20 protein-coding genes and 2 pseudogenes are annotated in these 18686 nt (G+C 69.1%); 14 read left to right on the forward strand and 8 right to left on the reverse strand.

Annotated features, from left to right (window positions below; genetic code table 11):
- Nucleotides 1-16 precede the first annotated feature (16 nt).
- Complete coding sequence (locus OG370_RS00520; RefSeq protein WP_328459382.1) at nt 17-1600, reverse strand: purine-cytosine permease family protein; 1584 nt, start codon at nt 1598-1600, stop codon at nt 17-19.
- Between the two features lie 41 nt (nt 1601-1641).
- Entirely contained in the window at nt 1642-2631 is a 990-nt protein-coding gene (locus OG370_RS00525) for a PfkB family carbohydrate kinase (RefSeq protein WP_328473693.1), read from the reverse strand.
- Nucleotides 2632-2725: 94 nt separating this feature from the next.
- Here OG370_RS00525 and OG370_RS00530 point away from each other — a divergent pair, with 94 nt between their 5' ends.
- The gene (locus tag OG370_RS00530) at nt 2726-3697 is read left to right on the forward strand and encodes a LacI family DNA-binding transcriptional regulator (RefSeq protein ID WP_328459384.1); all 972 of its coding nucleotides are present in this window, start codon (nt 2726-2728) and stop codon (nt 3695-3697) included.
- A 518-nt stretch (nt 3698-4215) separates the two neighbouring features.
- Here OG370_RS00530 and OG370_RS00535 read toward each other — a convergent pair.
- Nucleotides 4216-4608, reverse strand: a complete 393-nt coding sequence (locus OG370_RS00535) for a DUF5997 family protein (protein ID WP_328459386.1) — start codon at nt 4606-4608, stop codon at nt 4216-4218.
- Between the two features lie 59 nt (nt 4609-4667).
- Here OG370_RS00535 and OG370_RS00540 point away from each other — a divergent pair, with 59 nt between their 5' ends.
- The 6 genes and pseudogenes from OG370_RS00540 (at nt 4668) to OG370_RS00565 (ending at nt 8992) form a co-directional block, all read left to right on the forward strand.
- Nucleotides 4668-5495 carry a LysR family substrate-binding domain-containing protein gene (locus tag OG370_RS00540; protein ID WP_328459388.1) on the forward strand — a complete coding sequence of 276 codons (828 nt, stop codon included), beginning with the start codon at nt 4668-4670 and terminating at the stop codon, nt 5493-5495.
- 382 nt (nt 5496-5877) lie between these two features.
- Nucleotides 5878-6459, forward strand: a complete 582-nt coding sequence (locus OG370_RS00545) for a carboxymuconolactone decarboxylase family protein (RefSeq protein WP_328459390.1) — start codon at nt 5878-5880, stop codon at nt 6457-6459.
- A pseudogene (locus tag OG370_RS00550) lies at nt 6452-6637 on the forward strand (sigma factor); the annotation flags it as partial. The gene OG370_RS00545 and the pseudogene OG370_RS00550, both read left to right, overlap by 8 nt.
- 541 nt (nt 6638-7178) lie before the next feature.
- Nucleotides 7179-7913, forward strand: a complete 735-nt coding sequence (locus OG370_RS00555; protein WP_328459392.1) for a Type 1 glutamine amidotransferase-like domain-containing protein — start codon at nt 7179-7181, stop codon at nt 7911-7913.
- Nucleotides 7914-8034: 121 nt separating this feature from the next.
- Nucleotides 8035-8253: a hypothetical protein gene (locus OG370_RS00560; protein WP_328459394.1), complete on the forward strand. Its 219-nt coding sequence runs from the start codon at nt 8035-8037 to the stop codon at nt 8251-8253.
- A gap of 31 nt (nt 8254-8284) precedes the next feature.
- Nucleotides 8285-8992, forward strand: a complete 708-nt coding sequence (locus OG370_RS00565) for a dienelactone hydrolase family protein (protein ID WP_328459396.1) — start codon at nt 8285-8287, stop codon at nt 8990-8992.
- A 24-nt stretch (nt 8993-9016) separates the two neighbouring features.
- Here the strand turns inward: OG370_RS00565 and OG370_RS00570 are convergent, their stop codons facing one another.
- A complete protein-coding gene (locus tag OG370_RS00570) occupies nt 9017-9199 on the reverse strand; it encodes a hypothetical protein (RefSeq protein ID WP_328459398.1) in 183 nt (60 codons plus the stop codon).
- A gap of 786 nt (nt 9200-9985) precedes the next feature.
- A complete protein-coding gene (locus OG370_RS00575) occupies nt 9986-10204 on the reverse strand; it encodes a hypothetical protein (protein WP_328459400.1) in 219 nt (72 codons plus the stop codon).
- Nucleotides 10205-10721: 517 nt separating this feature from the next.
- Between OG370_RS00575 and OG370_RS00580 the strand changes: the two genes are divergently transcribed.
- Both OG370_RS00580 and OG370_RS00585 read left to right on the forward strand, forming a co-directional pair.
- Complete coding sequence (locus OG370_RS00580; protein WP_328459402.1) at nt 10722-11165, forward strand: NUDIX hydrolase; 444 nt, start codon at nt 10722-10724, stop codon at nt 11163-11165.
- A gap of 274 nt (nt 11166-11439) precedes the next feature.
- Entirely contained in the window at nt 11440-12045 is a 606-nt protein-coding gene (locus tag OG370_RS00585; RefSeq protein ID WP_328459404.1) for a hypothetical protein, read from the forward strand.
- A 143-nt stretch (nt 12046-12188) separates the two neighbouring features.
- On the opposite strand, the gene OG370_RS00590 is transcribed toward OG370_RS00585, so the two are convergent.
- Complete coding sequence (locus OG370_RS00590; RefSeq protein WP_328459406.1) at nt 12189-12830, reverse strand: HAD family hydrolase; 642 nt, start codon at nt 12828-12830, stop codon at nt 12189-12191.
- Nucleotides 12831-13011: 181 nt separating this feature from the next.
- Between OG370_RS00590 and OG370_RS00595 the strand changes: the two are divergent.
- Both OG370_RS00595 and OG370_RS00600 read left to right on the forward strand, forming a co-directional pair.
- Nucleotides 13012-13763, forward strand: a pseudogene (locus OG370_RS00595) (transposase family protein).
- 339 nt (nt 13764-14102) lie between these two features.
- The gene (locus OG370_RS00600) at nt 14103-15026 is read left to right on the forward strand and encodes a CDP-diacylglycerol diphosphatase (protein ID WP_328459408.1); all 924 of its coding nucleotides are present in this window, start codon (nt 14103-14105) and stop codon (nt 15024-15026) included.
- Between the two features lie 273 nt (nt 15027-15299).
- Here the strand turns inward: OG370_RS00600 and OG370_RS00605 are convergent, their stop codons facing one another.
- Nucleotides 15300-16067 carry a hypothetical protein gene (locus tag OG370_RS00605; protein WP_328459410.1) on the reverse strand — a complete coding sequence of 256 codons (768 nt, stop codon included), beginning with the start codon at nt 16065-16067 and terminating at the stop codon, nt 15300-15302.
- Between the two features lie 386 nt (nt 16068-16453).
- Between OG370_RS00605 and OG370_RS00610 the strand changes: the two genes are divergently transcribed.
- Both OG370_RS00610 and OG370_RS00615 read left to right on the forward strand, forming a co-directional pair.
- The gene (locus tag OG370_RS00610) at nt 16454-17185 is read left to right on the forward strand and encodes a hypothetical protein (protein ID WP_328459412.1); all 732 of its coding nucleotides are present in this window, start codon (nt 16454-16456) and stop codon (nt 17183-17185) included.
- 100 nt (nt 17186-17285) lie between these two features.
- The gene (locus OG370_RS00615; protein ID WP_328459414.1) at nt 17286-17561 is read left to right on the forward strand and encodes a hypothetical protein; all 276 of its coding nucleotides are present in this window, start codon (nt 17286-17288) and stop codon (nt 17559-17561) included.
- A gap of 89 nt (nt 17562-17650) precedes the next feature.
- Here the strand turns inward: OG370_RS00615 and OG370_RS00620 are convergent, their stop codons facing one another.
- Nucleotides 17651-17932, reverse strand: a complete 282-nt coding sequence (locus OG370_RS00620) for a DUF2087 domain-containing protein (protein WP_328459417.1) — start codon at nt 17930-17932, stop codon at nt 17651-17653.
- A 364-nt stretch (nt 17933-18296) separates the two neighbouring features.
- On the opposite strand from OG370_RS00620, the gene OG370_RS00625 reads away from it, so the two are divergent.
- The gene (locus OG370_RS00625; protein ID WP_328459419.1) at nt 18297-18626 is read left to right on the forward strand and encodes a peptidase inhibitor family I36 protein; all 330 of its coding nucleotides are present in this window, start codon (nt 18297-18299) and stop codon (nt 18624-18626) included.
- Nucleotides 18627-18686: the final 60 nt, after the last annotated feature.

Genomic DNA, 18686 nt, shown 5'->3' on the forward strand with positions numbered 1-18686 from the left:
GCCGCCACCGGGTCGGTCAGTGTTCGGTCAGGTCGGCCGCGCCATGGCCGACGATGTCGCGGGAGGGCACCGCCGGCCCGGTGGTGCCGCGCGCGGCGCCGGTGTCGGCGCCGGTGTCGGTCGCGAGCGAGCGATCGGGCTTCGGGTCCAGGTGGAGCCCGAAGGTCAGGAACGCGTAGAGCCCCGCGCCGATCACCATGGCGATGACGATCCCGAGCCCGCTCGCGCCGAACACGCCGTCACGCGCACTCCGCGTGAGCAGGAATCCGGTGATCTTCGCGAAGTTCGGATCGGAGCTGGTGACCAGGCCCAGGCCCAGGAAGGTGGCGACGACCAGGCTGGTGATCGCCGTCCATCGCCCGTTGCGCCCGCCATGACCACGCGGGTTGGCCATGTCGGTGTTCCAGCCCAGTCGGCGCTGCCGGACGAAGTCGACGAGTTGGATCGCGCCCATGCTTCCCATCATCACGGCGATGAGCGACAGGAACGACTGGAAGGTCGCGAGGAACGAGGTGGAGACGAACTCCAGGTAGAACGCGCCGGCCGCGATGATCGTCGCGTTGATCGCGGTGGTGGCGGAGCGGCGCAGCGGAACGCCGACCGACATCAGCGCGAGACCCGAGCTGTACATGCCCGTGATGGCCGCCGAGACCAGCGAGATGACGATCACGACGGAGAACGGGACGAAGAACCACATCGGCAGGAGCGCGGTCAGGGCCCCGATGGGATCGGCGGCCGCGGCGCTGCCGAGTTTCGGGTCCCCGCCGACCAGCAGCGCCCCGACGACGAGCATGATGACAACCGGCGTGGCCAGTCCGGAGACCGTCCATCCGATCACCCCGCGTGCCCTGCTCTCGCGCGGAAGATAGCGGGCGAAGTCGCCGCCGTAGTTCAGGAAGCCCAGGCCGACGAGCGTCATCGCCATGATGATGCCGCCGACGAACTCCAGCGCGCCGCCCGCGTGGGCCTCGCCGAGGTGCGACCACTCGATCTTGGGCAGCACGAACCCGAGGAACGCGAGGGTCATGACACCGGTCACCCACGAGATCCACACTTCGAGCTTCATGATCAGCTGGTGTCCGAGCACGGCGACCGTCATGGTCACCGCGAGCACGATCACGAACCACAGCGCCAGCGCGGGGGTGGTGCTCGAACCGTCGGACTTCGCGAACGCCGACGGCCACAGCTTCGCGAACAGATGGGCGCCGGTATCGGACGCGAGGGTGATGATCGTCACCTTCCAGCCCATATTGGACAGGTAGGCGAAGAACGCGGGAATCCTGTTGCCCTTGATGCCGAATGCGAAGCGTGTCTGAGTGAGCGTGGGCAGGCCCGTGCGGGGCCCGCCGACCGCGAGGATGCCGACGAGGGCGGCCGAGACGAGATACCCGATGGTTCCCGCGACGATCGTCTGCCAGACGTTCAGGCCGAGGCCGAAGACGAAGATTCCGTAGCTGACGCCGAGGATCGATATGTTCCAGGCGAACCAGACGGGGAACAGGCCGCGGGGCTTCCCGCGTCGTTCGGAGTCGGGGACGGGGTTGACGCCGTTCGCCTCGACGGTGGTACCTCGTCGTCCCTGCTGAGCGACATTGCTCATGGACGTGCCTTTCGGTGGAGCTGCGCGGGGGCAGGGGTGGATCAGTTTCGGGACATCGCCGGTTCGCCGGCCATGAGCGCGTCGACGCTTCCCTCGCTCAACGCGGCCCCGCGGGCGCCGGGTGCGGTCACGGCGAGCGCGGCCGCGGCGCATGCGCGCACGGCCGCCGCGCCGAGGTCCTGACCTGCGGCGAGACCGGCGGCGAGCGCGCCGAGGAATGCGTCACCGGCGCCGACCGTGTCGATGGCGTCGACGCGGAACGCGGGCACGTAGGTGATGGCGCCCCGCTCGGAGACGACGGCGCCGCCGCGGCCGAGTGTGACGACGCAGTCGCCGAGGGCGCTGCGCTCGAGGATAGCGGTGACCGCTTCGGGGGTGGGCGGGGTCGGGCCGAGGCCGAGCAGGTCGGCGAGTTCCCCGGCGTTGAGCACGAGGACGTCGACGAGCGCCAGCAGCTCGGGGTCGAGCACGCGCGCAGGCGACGGATTGAGCAGCACACGCGCCCGGCCGGCATAGGCGCGAACGGTGGCCTCCACCACCGAGGCGGGCACTTCGTGGTTGGTCACCACCACGGCCGGCGGCTCCGTGCTCGTCGCGAGAGCGCAGACGTGCTCGGCTCGCAGCAGGTCGTTGGCACCCGCGTCGACGACGATGCAGTTGTCGTTCGGGCCGACCAGCAGGACCGCGGCCCCCGTCACGGTCTCCTCGTGCCGGAGAACCGGAGTGAGATCGACGCCCGCGGCGGCGAGGTCGGCCAGGGCGGGACCGGCGTCGCGCCCGACGCTCGCGAGCAGGGCCACCCGCGCGCCGAGGCGGCGGGCGGCGAGCGCCTGATTCGCGCCCTTCCCGCCTCCGGCCTGGAAACTCCCGCTCGCGCGGACCGTCTCGCCCTCGCGCGGCAGGCGCTCGAGCCGGTAGCCGAGGTCGAGGTTGACGGAACCGACGACAAGCACTTCCCCACTGCCCGCCGAGCGGCCATCCGCCCGGCGCTCTGGTGGGGTATGCGGTAGATTCTCCTCTGGGAAATGCATTTCCAAAGGTAAACACGGAGCGCTCTCCCCCGTCAACAGTCACTAGCTGTGACCTCCCTGCTAGCATCGACCAGCCGGAACCGGAGGGATCGCGATGGGCGCACGGGTGAGCTTGAAGGACGTCGCTGCCCGCGCCGAGGTGTCGGTCACGACCGCGAGCCGTGTGCTCTCGGGCGTACAGCGCAACGTCGACCCGGAACTCGCCGAACGCGTGCGCGTCGCGTGCGAGGTGCTGGGCTACAAGGTCAACGCGGCCGCCCGAGCGCTGCGGGTCCAGTCCATGGACGCGATCGCACTGGTGGTGCCGGCCGTCGCGAACGCGTACTTCGCCGAACTGGTCTCGGCCTACTCACGCCGTCTCGGCCATCTGGGCAAGCGTCTGGTGACCATCGACACCGACGAGAGCCCGGAAATCGAACAGCGCCAGCTCGCCGGCATGGACCGCGTGCTCGTCGACGCTGTGCTCATCGTGCCCGCGGCCTACGAGCGCAGCGGCGCGGCGATAGCCGAGCTCTCCCGCTCCGGCCGGGTCGTGCAGGTCGACCGCCGCGCGCGCGGCGTCGAGGCGCCGTCGGTGCGGCTCGACAACACCGCGGGGGTGCGCATACTCGTCGACCATCTGCGCTCACGTGGGCGCCACCGCATTCTGATGGTCGACGCCCAGGAGGACTCGTCCTCCAGCATCGAGCGCACCTCGGCGTTCCGCGCACTGGCGGGACCGGGAGACCGGGTGCTGGAGATGCCGAGTTTCACGGTCGCGAGCGGCATCGAGGCGGCCAAGCGCCTGCTCGCGGACCCACATGAGCCCGACGCGATCATCTGCACGGCCGACGTGGTCGCACTCGGACTGCTCACCGCACTCCAGCACGCGGGCAAGCGCGTGCCTGACGACTACGCGATCGCGACCTTCGACGGAACCTTCGTCTCCGCCACGGCCGCACCGGGGTTGACCACGCTCGGCTCCGTCGCCGAAGGCATGGTCGAGGCATCCCTCACGCTCCTCGAAGGCGGCGGGGGCGACGTCGTGTTGACGCCGGAACTCGTGATACGCGGCTCGAGCGGCTGAGCCTCGATCCGCTGAGAGCGCGAGGGTGCTCCGCAGCCGGGCGCCGGGGCCCTCGAAACATCCGCCAGGACCCGGTGCGCAGGTCCAGGCCGGCGACGGAACTCGCGTCGCAGCGGGGCCGGCGCACCTGCGGCCCGGGCGTCAGCACGGCACCCCGGCAGGTCTCACCGTGTGAGGCGAGCACCGGCGGGCCGTCACGAGGCACCGGCAGCCGAACAAAACGCCGTGCGGGCGGCCCGAGCCCGGTGCCCGCGGTACGGGTCACGGTCTGCGACAGCTCGCGTGGTGCCCGATTGCGGGCCCGGGCCCGGCCGGTCACCTGGCGGCGGGCGGCGCGCCGGTCGCGGTCCTGCACCTTCCCCACCCGGCCGGCGCTGCACGAGTCGTGGACGACGTCGCCGCCGTTCCCTGTGAGACGCAGGGGCAGAGCCGCTGCCGGACGAGTGCTACGACCAGCGCCCCGGCGCCAACCGGTGGGGGCCGGAACCTGCCGGCTGTGGTGGAGAGGGCGGTGCCGGTCAGCGGGTACGGGCGGCGCGCTCCGCGTTCTTCTCCTTGATCCGCACCGCTTCCTTGCGGAACTCGGCCTGCACGGCGCGCTCCTGGACCAGCCACTCCGGCTGGTCCTGCTTCAGCGCCTCGATCTCCTCGGTGGTGAGCGCTTCGGTGACGCCGCCGCGCGCGAGGCCCGTGATGGACACGCCGAGCTTCGACGCGACCACCGGCCGAGGGTGCGGTCCGTTGCGCCGCAGGTCCACCAGCCACTCGGGGGGCTCGGCCTGGAGTGCGCTCAGCTCGGTGCGGGAGACGACACCCTCCTGGAACTCGGCGGGTGTGGCCTGGAGGTACACACCCAGTTTCTTCGCCGCTGTCGCGGGCTTCATGGTCTGGGTGGTCTGCTGCGACGTCATGCCGTCAAGGGTAACGAGCGCGCGTGCCGCCTCCGACCACCAACGGATAACCTTCTGTGGTGACAGGTTCGGAAGTGCCCCCTCCTTCGTCTTCGTTCCGGCTCGCCTACGTTCCGGGCGTGATGCCGACCAAGTGGATCCGGATCTGGAACGAGCGCCTGCCGGAGATCCCGCTCACCCTGGTGCCGGTGACCGCCGCAGAGGCGTTCGGCGTGCTGCGGGACGGCGGCGAGTCCGGCGCGGACGCCGGATTCGTACGGCTGCCGGTCGACGGGCCGGACCTCAGCGCGATCCCCCTCTACACGGAGACGACGGTGGTCGTCGTCCCCAAGGACCACCTCGTCGCGGCGGTCGACGAGGTGACCTTGGACGACCTCGCCGACGACGTCGTACTGAACCCTCTGGACTCCACCCTCACCTGGGAGACCCTGCCGGGACAGCCCGCGAAGGAGCGCCCCGCCACCACCGCGGACGCCGTGGAACTGGTCGCGGCAGGCGTGGGCCTGCTGCTCGTCCCCCAGTCCCTGGCCCGGTTGCACCACCGCAGGGACCTCACCTACCGGCCGGTCCCGGACGCCCCCGAGTCCCGAGTCGCCCTGTCCTGGCCGCAGGAGGAGACCACCGACCTGGTGGAACACCTCATCGGCATCGTGCGCGGGCGCACCGTCAACAGCACCCGCGGTCGCCCGCTTCCGGCCCGGACCGCAGAGGGCAGGCAGGGTACGCAGGGCACGGACAAGGGCAAGGGCAAGCGGCCCGACAAGGCGGCGGAAGGGCGCCGCAAGCCCGCACGCGGCGGGTCCGGTTCCGGTTCCGGGGCGAAGCCCACCGGCAAGAGCGGCAGTACGGGCAGCGCCAGGCGCGGTAAACCCCGCCGCCGTTCGTAGCCCGTCCAGGTCCCGTCCCCCGTACGTCGGCGACGGCACGTACCGGACCGCACCGCTCTCCCCTCTTCCCAGCCGGACGGCTCTGCCTCGATGTCGATTTGCGGGACAGCGATCAGGGGTGTGGCAGGTCGCAAGCTCTCCCGGGCTCTCCGGAGCATGACCGGCTGCGCCAAGACCTACGTCGTGCAGTTGCCGAAGGCCTCACGCACGTGCAGCTGACGATCTTGGGGCCCGTGGATATCCGCGAGAATCAGCAGCAGTCCCTACGAACAGGCCGCGGGCCGCGGGCGCACGTCGGGGCGGCGGTGGTTGTCACATGCGGGGACCGGGCGGTGTCTTCACGCCGAACAGCCCCACAGAGACGCGTGCAAGGAGAGACACCATGACGCTGCGACTGCCGAAGGCCGAGCTCCCCGCCGAGCTCGAGGAGAACATGATCAAGCAACTGGGCTCCGTGCCCGAGAACGTCGAAGTGCTGTGGCACAGCCCTCGGGTGGCCCAGGACAATCTGGAGTTCGGCGCCAAGGTGGGGGCGTGGGATGCGGTCGACCCGGGCCTGAAGTCGTTCGCGCACATGGCCGTCGCGTCGCAGGTCGGCTGCAGTTGGTGCCTGGACGTCGGCTATTTCCAGGCGCAGAACGAGAACCTGGACCTGGCCAAGGCGAGCCAGGTGCCGCGCTGGCGTGAAGCGGACGTGTTCACGCCGCTGGAGCGCGACGTCATGGGGTACTCCGAGGCGATGACGAACACACCGCCGACTGTCACCGACGAGCAGTACGCCGCCCTTCTCGAGCGGCTCGGGACGCCGGCGATGGTGGAGCTCACCGCGTTCATCGCCTACGTCAACCTGGCGACCAGGGCCAACGTGGCGAACGGGGTCACCTCCCAGGGATTCTCCGACGCCTGCGAGATCCCGCTGGCCAACCGCCCGGCGACGTCCCGCGTAGGTCCCCGCAATGACTGAGGACCCGTTCGTCGCCCACCGCAGCCTTCTGTTCACCGTCGCCTACGAGATGCTCGGCTCCGCGGCCGATGCGGAGGACGTGCTGCAGGAGACCTGGCTGCGGTGGGCCGACGTCGACCGGTCGCAGGTCCACGATCCGCGGGCGTACCTCGTCCGGGCCGTCACCCGGCAGACGCTCGTACTCCGCGCACCGGCGGACCCGCCTGACCGGCCCGGCCAACTCGTCCGGGTCAGGCCCCGGATCGGCGAAACCCGGTGCTTGGCCGGCATCCCGGTGATCTGCACGGTGGCCGGCCGTTCACCTCCAGAACGACGATCCGCAGCACCACCAGGGCGACGGCCAGGTCCCCATCCCTGCCGTCTCCAATCCAGAAGTAATCGTGTGAGTGGGCGGAGTTCACGACGAGACGCGTCCCGTTCGAACTGCCCCCGGGGAGTGAGGATCAGCTCCGGCGCCACCGGGTAGCCCTCGACGTGAATCTCGATGCTCTGATGATCCCCGGTACCCCCGCGTGCGCCACGCCCCTGGAAGTGGCCTCCAACTCCGGGTCGAAGGCGATGTCCTGCGACGTGCCGTAGGCAGCCGCCCACCGGTACGCCCGCACGGAGTGCCTGGGCGCCGAGCAGTGTCAGTGCCGAGTACTAGGGTCCGAGACCCGGCCGTCATCCCCGGTGGGCACGTCGGGCACCTCATCAGGGCACCCCAGGAAGGCAAGGCCATGAAAGCTCTCCTCACGTCATCCGGTATCCAGAACCGCAGCATCCGCGACGCGCTGGAGGATCTGCTGGGCAAACCGATCGCCGAATCCAACGCGCTGTTCATCCCCACCGCCGTCTATCCCTTCCCCGGCGGCCCCGGGATGGCCTGGCGAGCGCTCAGCGGCCGGAGTTCGTCGCTGCTGGCTGATCTGGGCTGGAAGTCCCTGGGGGTCCTGGAGCTGTCGGTGCTGCCGAGCATCAAGGAGGCCGCCTGGGTACCCACGGTGCGGGACGCCGACGCGCTGCTGGTGTGGGGCGGCGACCCCCTGTTCCTGGCCGGCTGGATGCGCCGCTCCGGTCTGACCGGCCTGCTGCCGTCGCTGCGCCCCGAGGCGGTCTACGTGGGGGTGAGCGCCGGGAGCATCGCCGCCGCCACCACTTTCGTCGAGACCTACCCCGAACCGCCCCGCGGGAACGAAGGGCCGGTGAGTTCGCAGGAGGTCGTCTTCGCCACGCCTGACGGCGACGTTGACAGACTCCTCGTCACGGGCCGAGGAGCGGGACTCGTCGACTTCGCGGTGATCCCGCACCTGGAGAACCCGGGGCATCCCGACGCCTCCCTGGCCAACGCCGAGAAGTGGGCGGCACACATCCCCGCCCCGACGTACGCGATCGACGATGAGAGCGCTGTCAAGGTGGTCGACGGCAGCGTCGAGGTCGTCTCCGAGGGGCAGTGGAAGCTGTTTCAGCCATAGCCGGCGTGTCTCATGTGAGGTCGTGCCCGCATCATGATCGGTCAAGCGAAAGTGCCTTCCGAACTGCAACGATGAGGCTGGTCCAAGGTTCCAGTCGTTCCAGCACGAAGGCGGATTCTGCGTGCACACGACCTGGTCGCGCCCCCAACTCGTCGTCAGCCCTGACTGCCACGGGGTGGTCGACCGCGCCGGCTCGCGCCTCCTCGCGGGCCTGGCCGACGCCACCACCCTGACCAGCACGTTCTCCGAGGCCCTGGGCCAGGTGCGGCCGCGCGAGCCGGCTTTCTTGACCTGCCCTGCCGAACGGGCACGATGCGACCGGCCCCGGCTGATTATCTGACACGCTGCCACATCAGATTGAGGTGCATGTGATGCGCAAGCTCCGAAGCGTCACCCCGGCTGCGCACACGCTCGAGTTGCTCGACGGCGACCCCGCCCCGGCCCTCGCTGACGCCCTGCCCTACCTCCTCCACCTGCCGGCGGACTACGACTCCGACGCCGAGCGCAGGTGGCCGCTGGTGCTGTTCTTGCACGGCGCCGGCGAACGCGGCTCCGATCTGGACGCGGCGATGAGCCACGGCATCCCGAAACTGGCCGAGGCCGGCCACGAGTTCCCCTTCGTGATCGCCACCCCGCAGTGCCCCGAATCCAGCCAATGGGTCGCCGAGGTGGACACGCTGGGCGGGCTCCTCGATGACGTCGCCGCCGACTACCGCATCGACCCCTCCCGCATCTACGTCACCGGCCTGAGCATGGGCGGCTTCGGCACCTGGAGCCTGGCCATCCGCTACCCCGAGCGCTTCGCCGCCATCGTCCCGATCTGCGGGGGCCTGCGGGACCAAGACGTCGGCAGCCTTCGTCACCTACCGGTCTGGACCTTTCACGGCGAGGAGGACACGACCGTCCCGATCAAGTTCACCGAGGAGATCGTGGCAGGCCTTGAGGCCCTCGGCTCAGACGTCCGCTTCACCCGGTACCCGGGTGTCGGGCACGACTCCTGGACCCAGACCTACGACAACCCCGATCTCTACGACTGGCTCCTCGCCCACCACCGCACCGACCGGGCCGGTGAGAGCTGACCGCGCGGTCATACGGGACGCCCTTCAGGCGTCCACCGGCTTGGTGGTCGGCCGCACCACCTCGGCGGCGATGGTGCGGGTGGCGACATCGACCAGTCCGTTGTCGAGGTCGCTGAGAGCTGACCGTTGACCGGTGGTCAGGGTCTTCTGGTTGTGGGTAGCCGGGCTGGTGCTGTCGTTCTCTGCCGGGCACCCGCTGACTGTCACCGTGAGCCCTGGCATGATGGGTGCCATGACGCAGACCCGAAAGGCCGATGGCGCGTAGGCCGCCCGGCGCCATCCGCGCTCGGCGGTGGCCAGCCCGCAGCAACATTCGTCCCGTCCGCCGGATTCCGGGGATTCCCCGCCGGACTCAGACGGCCATCAAGCAGATCGAAGCCCGCTATCTGGGGCTCGGTGTTGTTGCTGACGCCCTGCAGCGGTACGAGGGTTTCCTCCGCAGGCCCGGCCGACACCTGTATCTGCCCTGGCACGATTGCCCTTGTTGCGACCCGACGGACGCTCGGGACACCCTCGAAGAAGCGCTCCGTCGGCTCCCGCCCGCAGCGCGGGGAGGGCTGGGCGGTATCGTCGCCCGACTCGATGCGGAGTTCCTGCGTCGTACGCTGCCCGATCCAAGGGCCGCATCCGTGAGTTCATGGCATGCGGCAGCGTGGTGGCGGCAGCGGATTCGGGAGATGTGACCGTCGTTCTACTTCCGGGCAGCGTCCCCCTGGACTGGAACGAGAGGGACATCATCGAGCGCGCGCTTGTCATCGCCCTCTATCACCGGCAACGACCTGCGGACAGCGATCCGTTGGCGGACAGATCCCGATCCCTCTCCGACCAGCTTCGTCGCGTCAGATCGACGGATCAGCCCGCGGAACCCGATTCTCGCGGGCTGGTCGCCGACAGCGTGCGGCTGCGGCCCGGGCGGGTAGACCGCGTCCTGGTCTCGGGGCTCTGCATGGTCCACTGCCTGGTCCTCCGCCCGGTTCAGAGCGCTTCCCGTTCCTAGTCACCGCCGCCAGAGGTCCCCTTCAGGCTCCGGCGCCGCTTCCTCTCCGAACGACGCACCAGATCGCCCGCAGCAAGCGTCACGGCAGCCACACCGCGGACCCAGCGGGGCCCGCCGCGCTCCGCCCACACCACACATACGCACCCGCCGACGGCAAGCACCAGAACCCCGAGCAACACCAGACCGACCAAGATCTCCCCCTCTGTTGCGGTCATCCACATGATCCCGTCCATCGTCTCAGGCCGGCCAGGAGAATGCCTGACACGCCGTTCGGGTCGATCGCGCGGAGCGGGCCGTATCCGATCCCAGCCGTTCCGCCGAGCAGGTCCGGAGCAGGTGAGCGAGGTTGTGGAGTTCGTTCGCCTGCTCGTAGAAGTTCACGTTCTCCCGCGTCGGGCGGGCGCGCCCCAAGTTGGGGCCGTGACCGAGCACGGCGTACCGAAAGGTCCCGACCGTCCCACCGTCGCGTCCTCGCTGTCCAGCCGGTTCAGCTGTCGCCAGGCGCCCGGATCGATCCGCCGATCCTGCTCCGGCAAGTCCAACAACGCCAAATAGCGGTTGCGGAAGCCCGCTTGCTGGAGAACCCTCCCGGCCCACCGAAAGTCCGGTGTCCCCGACGCGTCTGCGCGGCTACGGTCACCGGGGAGGTACCTGCGTGGCTCGATCAGGTGACGACCCGTCCCTCCCCGCCGCCGACACCGCGTCGCACAAGTCCGCTGAAAGGAAGTCTCGATGCAACCCGCGCGCGTCAGGACAGCCGCCTACGTGACCCGCAGCGCGCCTCGTGGGCTGGAGCTTCTCGTCTTCGACCACCGGGACCATCCCGACGCCGGGACCCAAGTCCCGGCAGGAGGCGTCGATCCCGGGGAACTCCTGACCGAAGCCGTTCTGAGGGAGATCACGGAGGAGACCGGCGCAGCCGCCGTGTCAGTGGGGCCGGCGCTCGCCGTGCAGCAGCGCCCGCATCCACACACCGGCCAGCCACAGGTGACCGTGTTCTTCCACGCGCGCAGCACCGAGACGCGCGACACGTGGACGCATACCGTCGCGGGCCAAGAGAGCGACGAGGACTACGGCTTGGTCTTCCGGTGCCGCTTCATCCCGGTGGAACAGGCAGCCGGTCTACTCGCGGACGGCCAAGGCGAGTTCATCCACCTCGTCCACACATCGGGGTGACCGCGTCCACCGGCCTGGTCCGCGTGGACAGGGACCGGCTCGGTGCTGACAGCCGCTGTGGGGGCCGGCGCTCGTTCCTGCTGCCGAGGCATCCACCTGATGGTGCTGCTTCTGGTCGAACAGCAGGTCACGGGGATTCGACTTCTCCTTGCTCGCGCCGGCCCGCTCGATCCGGTTGGTCCGGTTGGTCCAGGCTCCCCTTGTCCGGGTGCACGCAGGCACTCCACCTGAACAGGGAGTGGGTCGGTAGGTGGCCGGTATACGCTCCGGCGTCATGGGGACCGACATCACCGTCATGCTCGTCGACTGGGGCCGGGTGACGGCGGTCCCCGCCCGGGACCGGCTCAGCCTGCTCGACCATGCCGCGTTGGACGACATCGACTGGTTGCCCGTCCCCGGCACCGGCCTGCTCCTGCCGCCGCAGGGCGCGGACTGGCGGATCGGCTTCGACTTCCGCGGAACCATGTCCCTCTACAAGGCGCACTTCTGGGCCGTGGAACGCTGGGACAAAGTCCGCCGGCACTTCCCCGGGTGGCCGCTGCGCGCGGCACTGGACGACTTCCTGGGGCGGCTGGATCTGCTCTACGACTTCTACGGCCTGCCGGAGAACACCGACGGGGCCCGGCTGCTGGGGACCGACCCCGAAGCTCCCCCGGATCTGCTCACCGCCTGTTCCCCGGACAGTGCCGCAGTCGCAGCCGATCTCTGGCGCCGGGTATCACCGCGCCTGGAGGAGCTGCGCCCGTGCTTCGACCGTCACGCGGCCGAACCTGGGCGTTGGAGCGGCACCTTCGAGGAATGGGCGGACCTGCTGTCCCAGTGGGGCGAGGTGACGGCCGAGGCCCAGCGCCGCGCGTGGGGCATCATCGGCGTGAGATAGCCCGCGGGCCAAGAAACGTCCTCCCGCAGCGGGCTTCGGCCCCCGTCATCGCCCTGCCGGCCTCCTTGTGGGTCCGAGCGACGGTAAGGTCGTGGGTGCGGCCCGCACCCGGCTCACCCGGTACGGGCTCCGCGCCAAGGCGGTCAGCTTTCGTCGACAAGGACGCGCTTCAATTCGCTCAGGCTGTCGATCCGGTAGCTTGCCTGGGAAAAGTCGTTCGTCTTCGTGAACTCGTTATGGACAACGGCGCAGTCGATACCGGCCGCCACAGCCGAGGTCAGCCCTCTGGCCGAATCCTCCACGACCAGGGTCTCCTCCCTGGCGGCACCGAAACGTTTGAGCCCGGCCAGGTACGGTTCCGGGTGCGGCTTGGCGAGTTCGTAGTCCTCGCGAACAATGACGAAATCCATGAACTGCCTCATCTGGCGCTCTTCATGGATGATGTCGAAGTCGGCCCGTTTCGCGGTCGTCACGATGGCCATGCGGACGTACCTCGACAGCTCGGCGAGAGTGTCGACGACGCCGTCGATCTCGATGGCCTCGGTCCGCAGGTACTCCTGGTAGTAGCTATTGCGGGCCTCGCGAACCCGGCTGAGGGTCCGATCGTCGATGCCGGCCGTCTTGGCTTGGGCCCAAGAGCCCGATCCCCGGGCCATGTCCCGGAGGTACTGATCCTTGTCCAGCGTGAAACCGGCCTCCATCAGGGCGCGTTCCGCGGACCTGAAATACCAGAACTCGGTGTCGACCAAGACACCATCATGGTCGAAGAGTATGTATTTCTTCACGGCCTCGTTCCTTTCCGGCAGCCGCGGGCCGCGCCACCGCGGATCGTACCGTCGTCACCCATAAGCGAGCGTTTCAGTGTGGCCACTGGTCGGGCAGGTCGGGTGGGTGCCACAACCCGCAGGGCTACCTTGCCGTTGTGTGCGGTTTTCCACGTCTCACCTCAACAGCGAGGAAGCCTCGTTGGTTCCATATCCTGCCGTACTCGACCTCCCCCACGCCTGGTCGAGTGGATCACGATGCTCCTGGTGGCGCGCGAGGGTGACCCACGGTGCAAGCTCCCGCCGCACCGACGGGCGGCGCTCGTCGCACTCGTGTACCTGCGCCACCACGACACCTCGCCAGGATCGCTGAGGCCTTCGGCGTATCCGTCGGCACCGCCCACGCCTACGCCACCACCGTCACCGACCTGCTCGCCGAGCGGGCACCGGGCCCGCTGAAGACCCTGCGCGAGAACGACCCGGACTTCGTACTCCTCGACCGGACGCTCGCCGAGTGCGCCCGCGTCGGCGACAGCCGCGCCGACTACTCCGCCAAGCACCGCCGGCACGGCGTGAACGTCCAGGTCCTCACTCATCCCGACGGTGAACTCCTGTGGATCTCGGCGGCCTTGCCGGGCCGCACCCACGACCTTACCGTCGCTCGGACCCACAAGATCGTCCGAATCTGCGCACTCTAGGGCGTCCCCGTCCTCGCCGACCGTGCCTACACCGATGCTGGCACGCACGTCACCACCGGCGTCAAACGACCACCTGGCAGAGAACTCGCCCCCACCCGGCGCACCATCAACCGAGCCCTCGCCCAGACCAGAGCACCAGTCGAACGCGGCAATGGCACGGCTGAAGTCCTGGCAGACCTTCCGCAGACCACGCATCAGCCCCAACCGCATGACCGTCATCGCCAAAGCCGTCCTCACCCTGGAGAGGCAACGCTGAAAAGGCTCAGTGACCGGCGGCGCGGGCCCCTCGGCTCACCGACTACCTGGCTTCCAACCCCAAGAAGCACGAGAACGTACGGCGCTATTTCCACGTCGACCACGGCTCTTCGGACTCGGGCCGAAACAGTTTCTCTCGGTGAACATCCCCGCGCGCCGGCCGCCCTGACGGGCCGACGGCTCGATCGCGTCACGTGAAGCTCACCCATTCAGTCGATGGGCAGGTTTCTCCCGGTCGCATATCCTGTGAGTGAATCAGTGAAGGGCAAATTCCGTCCGGCTGTTCCATTTCGCTCACCGCCACGACCAAAGCATCGGCCACCACCAAGGGAGATCGCGCATGAACGACCCCAGCAACGCGCGCGAGGTGCCGCGCCGTCAATTCGTCGCGCTCTCCGGAGCCGTCGGTGCGGCGGCTCTCCTGGCCGGTGCGGGGCCGCTCGGGGGCGCCGCCTCGGCGGCCGACCCGGCGCACGCGGAGTCGCCGGCCGACTCCTGCCCCACCTCCCCTCCCGGGGCAGGTCCGAGCCCCTGTCCTCCTGCCCAGTTCCAGCCCCTTTGCGGTAAGCCCACCGACAAGGACCCGCTGTGGAACGACGTGCAGTTCTGCGTGCACGGGACAGTTCCGCCCCCGCCGCAACTCAAGCCCAACTGCCTCAAGATGAGCGCGGATTACATCATCCTGCACGGCATGCCCGAAACCCGGCACAACTATCTCCTGGTCCCCACATGCCGGATCACTGGTATCGAATGCCCGTTTCTCGAGACCTCCGGTGCGGCGAACTACTGGAACGACGCGTGGCAGAACGCCCGGAGCGGCGGGAGCGTTCCGGTGCAGTACCCGAATATCGGATTGGGCATCAATTCGGCGCTCTCCCGGCAACTCCAGCAGTTGCACATCCACATGGCCGGCGTCCGGCCGAGTACGCAGGCGCGGCTGCAGGACCTCGAAAAGATGTCCCGTATCGCCACGCAACTCTCACACTGGGGTTCCCCGCAGTACCAAGCTGCCATCACCGGGGCCGAGGGCTCCGGCGACCGCACGTACCGGGTCCTCAAGCTGCCCGACCTCGGGCAGAACCTCTTCACGCTGCTGTACCGGTACGTGGTGAACCCGGCCGGGCTGGACATGGCGAGGCAGACACTGATCGTGGTGCCGAAGATGACGGCCGCCGGGTTCGCCGGGTCCTTCTACGTCCTCAGCAGCGACGACTCGCTCCACGACGGCACGACCACGTGTGACCACCTGCTCGTGTACCGCTGACGCCGCTTCGGCAAGGGCCTGCGGCCGGGCAGCGCCGGGCCGCGAATCCCGGGTCCGTACGGACGGGTGACGATGACGCGTATGTCCAGGCCCAGCGGAAGAGGCGGGATACTCGCCGGCACCGATCACGTTCGTCGGTTCAGCTGTCCCTCCCAGCGAAGAGCGCCTCACCCAGCCTCGCCGCCGCGCGGTGGTGAGGTGGTGAGGCGCTCAACTGCCAGGCGGCTCGGCGTCGTTCGCTCCACGGTAACCTCGGCCGACCCACCCGCGGTCCTACTGCGAGTTGTACGGCTTGATGCTCACAGCGGGACCGTTGGAGTACCGGGCGACGGCCGCCGCCGCGGCGCCGGTGACCTTCACGAGCGCCGTTCCGTGGGCGGGCACGCGCGTCAGCCCACCGACCGGCACGACGACCACGGCCTGCTGCGTCTGGCCCTTGGGCGGCTGATCGTAGACCAGGTACGCCAAGCGTACGGACACCGGGAAGCCGTCGGTGTTCGAGAGCCGTAGCGCCGTGAACTGGTGGAACTTGTCGACCTTGCGGCCTTGCGCATCCAGCGGCTGGACCGTGACGTCATGAACACCCGCCCGGATTCGGGCCGGCACGACACTGACGACACGTGCCCGGACGTCGGCAACCTCATGGGCACCGGGACCCGAAAAGCGCAGGATGTCCATGCCCCACCCGTACGGAACGACGAGGGTGCCCCGGTCCGAGCCGTACACCGTGCGGACCTTCACCTGCGGCAGCGCCTTGTGGTGCTTGTCCAGCGGGGTGAAGGCGAGGACCGGAACGACGGACCTGTCGTCGTCGTTCCTGATGTCCACGATCTGATTGATCGTCTCCTTCTCCGGCTGCGTCCCGTGGTACACGAACGACAGCTTCCCCACGTACGGACGCGGCGTGCTGGTGACGGGCAACGACGCGCCCCCGACCACCTTCGCCTTCGTGGTGTCCGTACCCCCAGCGGAACAGCCGCCGAGAACCGCGACGGCCATCACCGCCGCGGCGCCCAGCGCGCCGCTTCTTCCTATCCCCACCCTGGCCCTGCCTTCTGCCCCTGTGCGCGCTCGAACCGATCCGGCAGAGACTACTGAACCTGCGAACGTGGTGTCGGTGCGGTGACCAGGAGTTCCACTCCACAAGGTCATCGACTTCACCGGGACATCGGCCACGGCTCGCGACAGCCAGCCTGACCACCCTCCCCACCAAGACCCACGCCTCCAGGTCCAGTTCGCCGGCCGGGCTCGCGCAGCCCCTGAGTCCACTGGCCCGAACCATCGACGACCTGTCGACCCGCCAGCCCCTTCCCACGGCCCGTCGCACGGCCTCGACGGACCGGCATCCGACCGGGTTCTGGCATGATCAGCGCACCGCAGAGGTCATCCCCGGAGCCGCAGCAGGCTCCGGGCAGGGGAGGAATCACGTGAGCACCACACGCTGGGCCGCCTGGTCGATCGCCGCAGCCTGCGCCGGCATCATCGGCGCCACCGCCGGCTGCGGAAGCACACACGACACGCCCGGCGCGACACCCACCAGTCGGCACACCGTCCAACCCGCGCACACCGCGCCCGCCGAAACGCTGGTGAGCAAGGATCAGCTCCGGACAGCGCTTCCAGGCCGGAACGACATACCCGGCCTGCCGATGACCGCGCACGACATGATGCTGCTCACCCCCGACGATCTGGTCACCGCCACTCCCGCCACCTGCCAGCTCGTCGCCGACACCATGAGCTACGACACGAAGTACCCCCGCCTCGCCCAGGTCTGGGCAACCGCCAGCGGCGACACCACCGCGCCCGCACCCGACCTGATCACCCTCACCAGCCACACCCGCCACGATGCCACCGCATGGGTCGACGACCTCACCACCACCCTCGGCCGCTGCCGCCACTTCTCCGCCTCGTCCGCCACCGGCTGGCTCAAACACTTCACCGTCCGCCCGCTGCCCGCCCCGCACGCCGGCGACGCCTCTGCCGCCTACTTCCTCGGCGACGACGAGGAACCGTTCCGAGGAACCGCGATCACCATCGTCCGCACCGGCAGCATCCTCGCCTTCTACCAAGCCGTCGAGGACATCACCCACCCCCAAGCCGTGACCGACGATCTCGCGACCCTCGTCCACCACAGAATCCAGCGCACCCTCCACATGGCCTGACCACCACCCGCCCCACGAACGAACGCGCGCACGCGAACGCAGGTGCCCCAGCACGCCGATCATCTCGACAAGGGAAACCAGGGTCGCCTACCGTGCGCGCATGGCCCTGCACATCACCGCGGACGACGTACAGCGCCTCATACGGGCCGACCCCGGGGAAGACCCTGGCCTCTACATCGTCACCGACGACGACGGCACCGAGCACATCGCGGTATGCCCCCGCGAAGGAACCCACTACGGCGCGATCATCAGCCGGACCGAGCTCATGGCCCGCACCTCAGGGCACCCCGACACCACCGCCATAACCCAGTTCCTACCAGAACTGCAAAACCGCACTGAAGCGATATATTCCGGCAAGATTGCCGACGCTTGGTGAGCCCACATCCGCGACGCCCCCACCGGGAAGCCCTCGGCACCGGCCAATGTCAACGGATGCGGCGGCTGGCTGCCGGCGGCGGGGTCGGCTCAGCGCAGGCGCTGGTAGACCGCGCCGTCTCTGGTGCGCCCGAGGAATCCCGCCTCGATCAGGTAGCGGCGCAGCGCGGAGGTGTCCTCGTGCACGGTGGCGATGGCCTCGTTCACCTCTTGCTCGGTGTAGTCGCGGCCGGCCGTGAACAAGCGGGCGGCGAGGTAGTCGAGCAGTTGCTCGCGTCGGACGGGGCGACGCGGGATGGCGGTCAGCCGCCCGTGCGCGAACAGGTCGGCCACGCCGTGGGCCGCTTGGCGGACTTCGTCGTCGGTACTCACCAGGCCACCCTGCTGCCACCCGCCGCCGTCGGCAACGCATTTCCGAGACGGTTCAAGAACCGCGTCCGAACGCACGCACACCGCTCATCCGCCGCAGCCGCATGGTCAGAGCTCCGGCGCAGCGGCTGTGAAACGGCTGCTCGCAGTCCGGCTCGCCTGCCCTGACGGGGGCAAGGGGCCCGGGCTTCGTCGCCGACGGGTTCGGCTCCGTTGCGCTGGGGGCCAAGAGGTGTGCGCTGTCGGCGAATGCGGTTTGAGGTGGGGGCGCTCAGAATCGGCTGGTGAGTCGATCGGAAGGAAAGAAATGCGCATTCGATCACGCGCGGCGCGGTGTGCCGCGGCTGCCGCTGTCACCGTCGGGGCCGTGACCGCCGCGACCGTCGCTCCGGCTTCGGCCGCGCCGTCCGGCATCAGCACGAGCGCCTGTCCCAGCAAGTACTTCTGCGCCTATCAGTTCAGTGGTGACACCCATCCGTGCAAGTGGGAGGACGACGCCCCCGACTGGGACAACTGCTCCTGGGTCCAGGACGGGAAGTTCACGTACGCCGTCTACAACAACGGCACCTCGGGCGCGGGTGTCACCATGTATCGGAACCACAACTACAGCAGTCCCATCGGGAGTTGCGTTCCCCGGGGGAAGGTCGTCTACCTCGCGGACAACTACAGCCCCGGCTCGTCCAAATGGAACTGCTGACCGGTTCCGAACGGTTCTCGGAGCTGCGGCTGCTCCTCGGGCGCCGTGTCAGGTAAGGGG

The sequence above is a fragment of the Streptomyces sp. NBC_00448 genome (genome assembly GCF_036014115.1).
Lineage (GTDB): Bacteria > Actinomycetota > Actinomycetes > Streptomycetales > Streptomycetaceae > Actinacidiphila.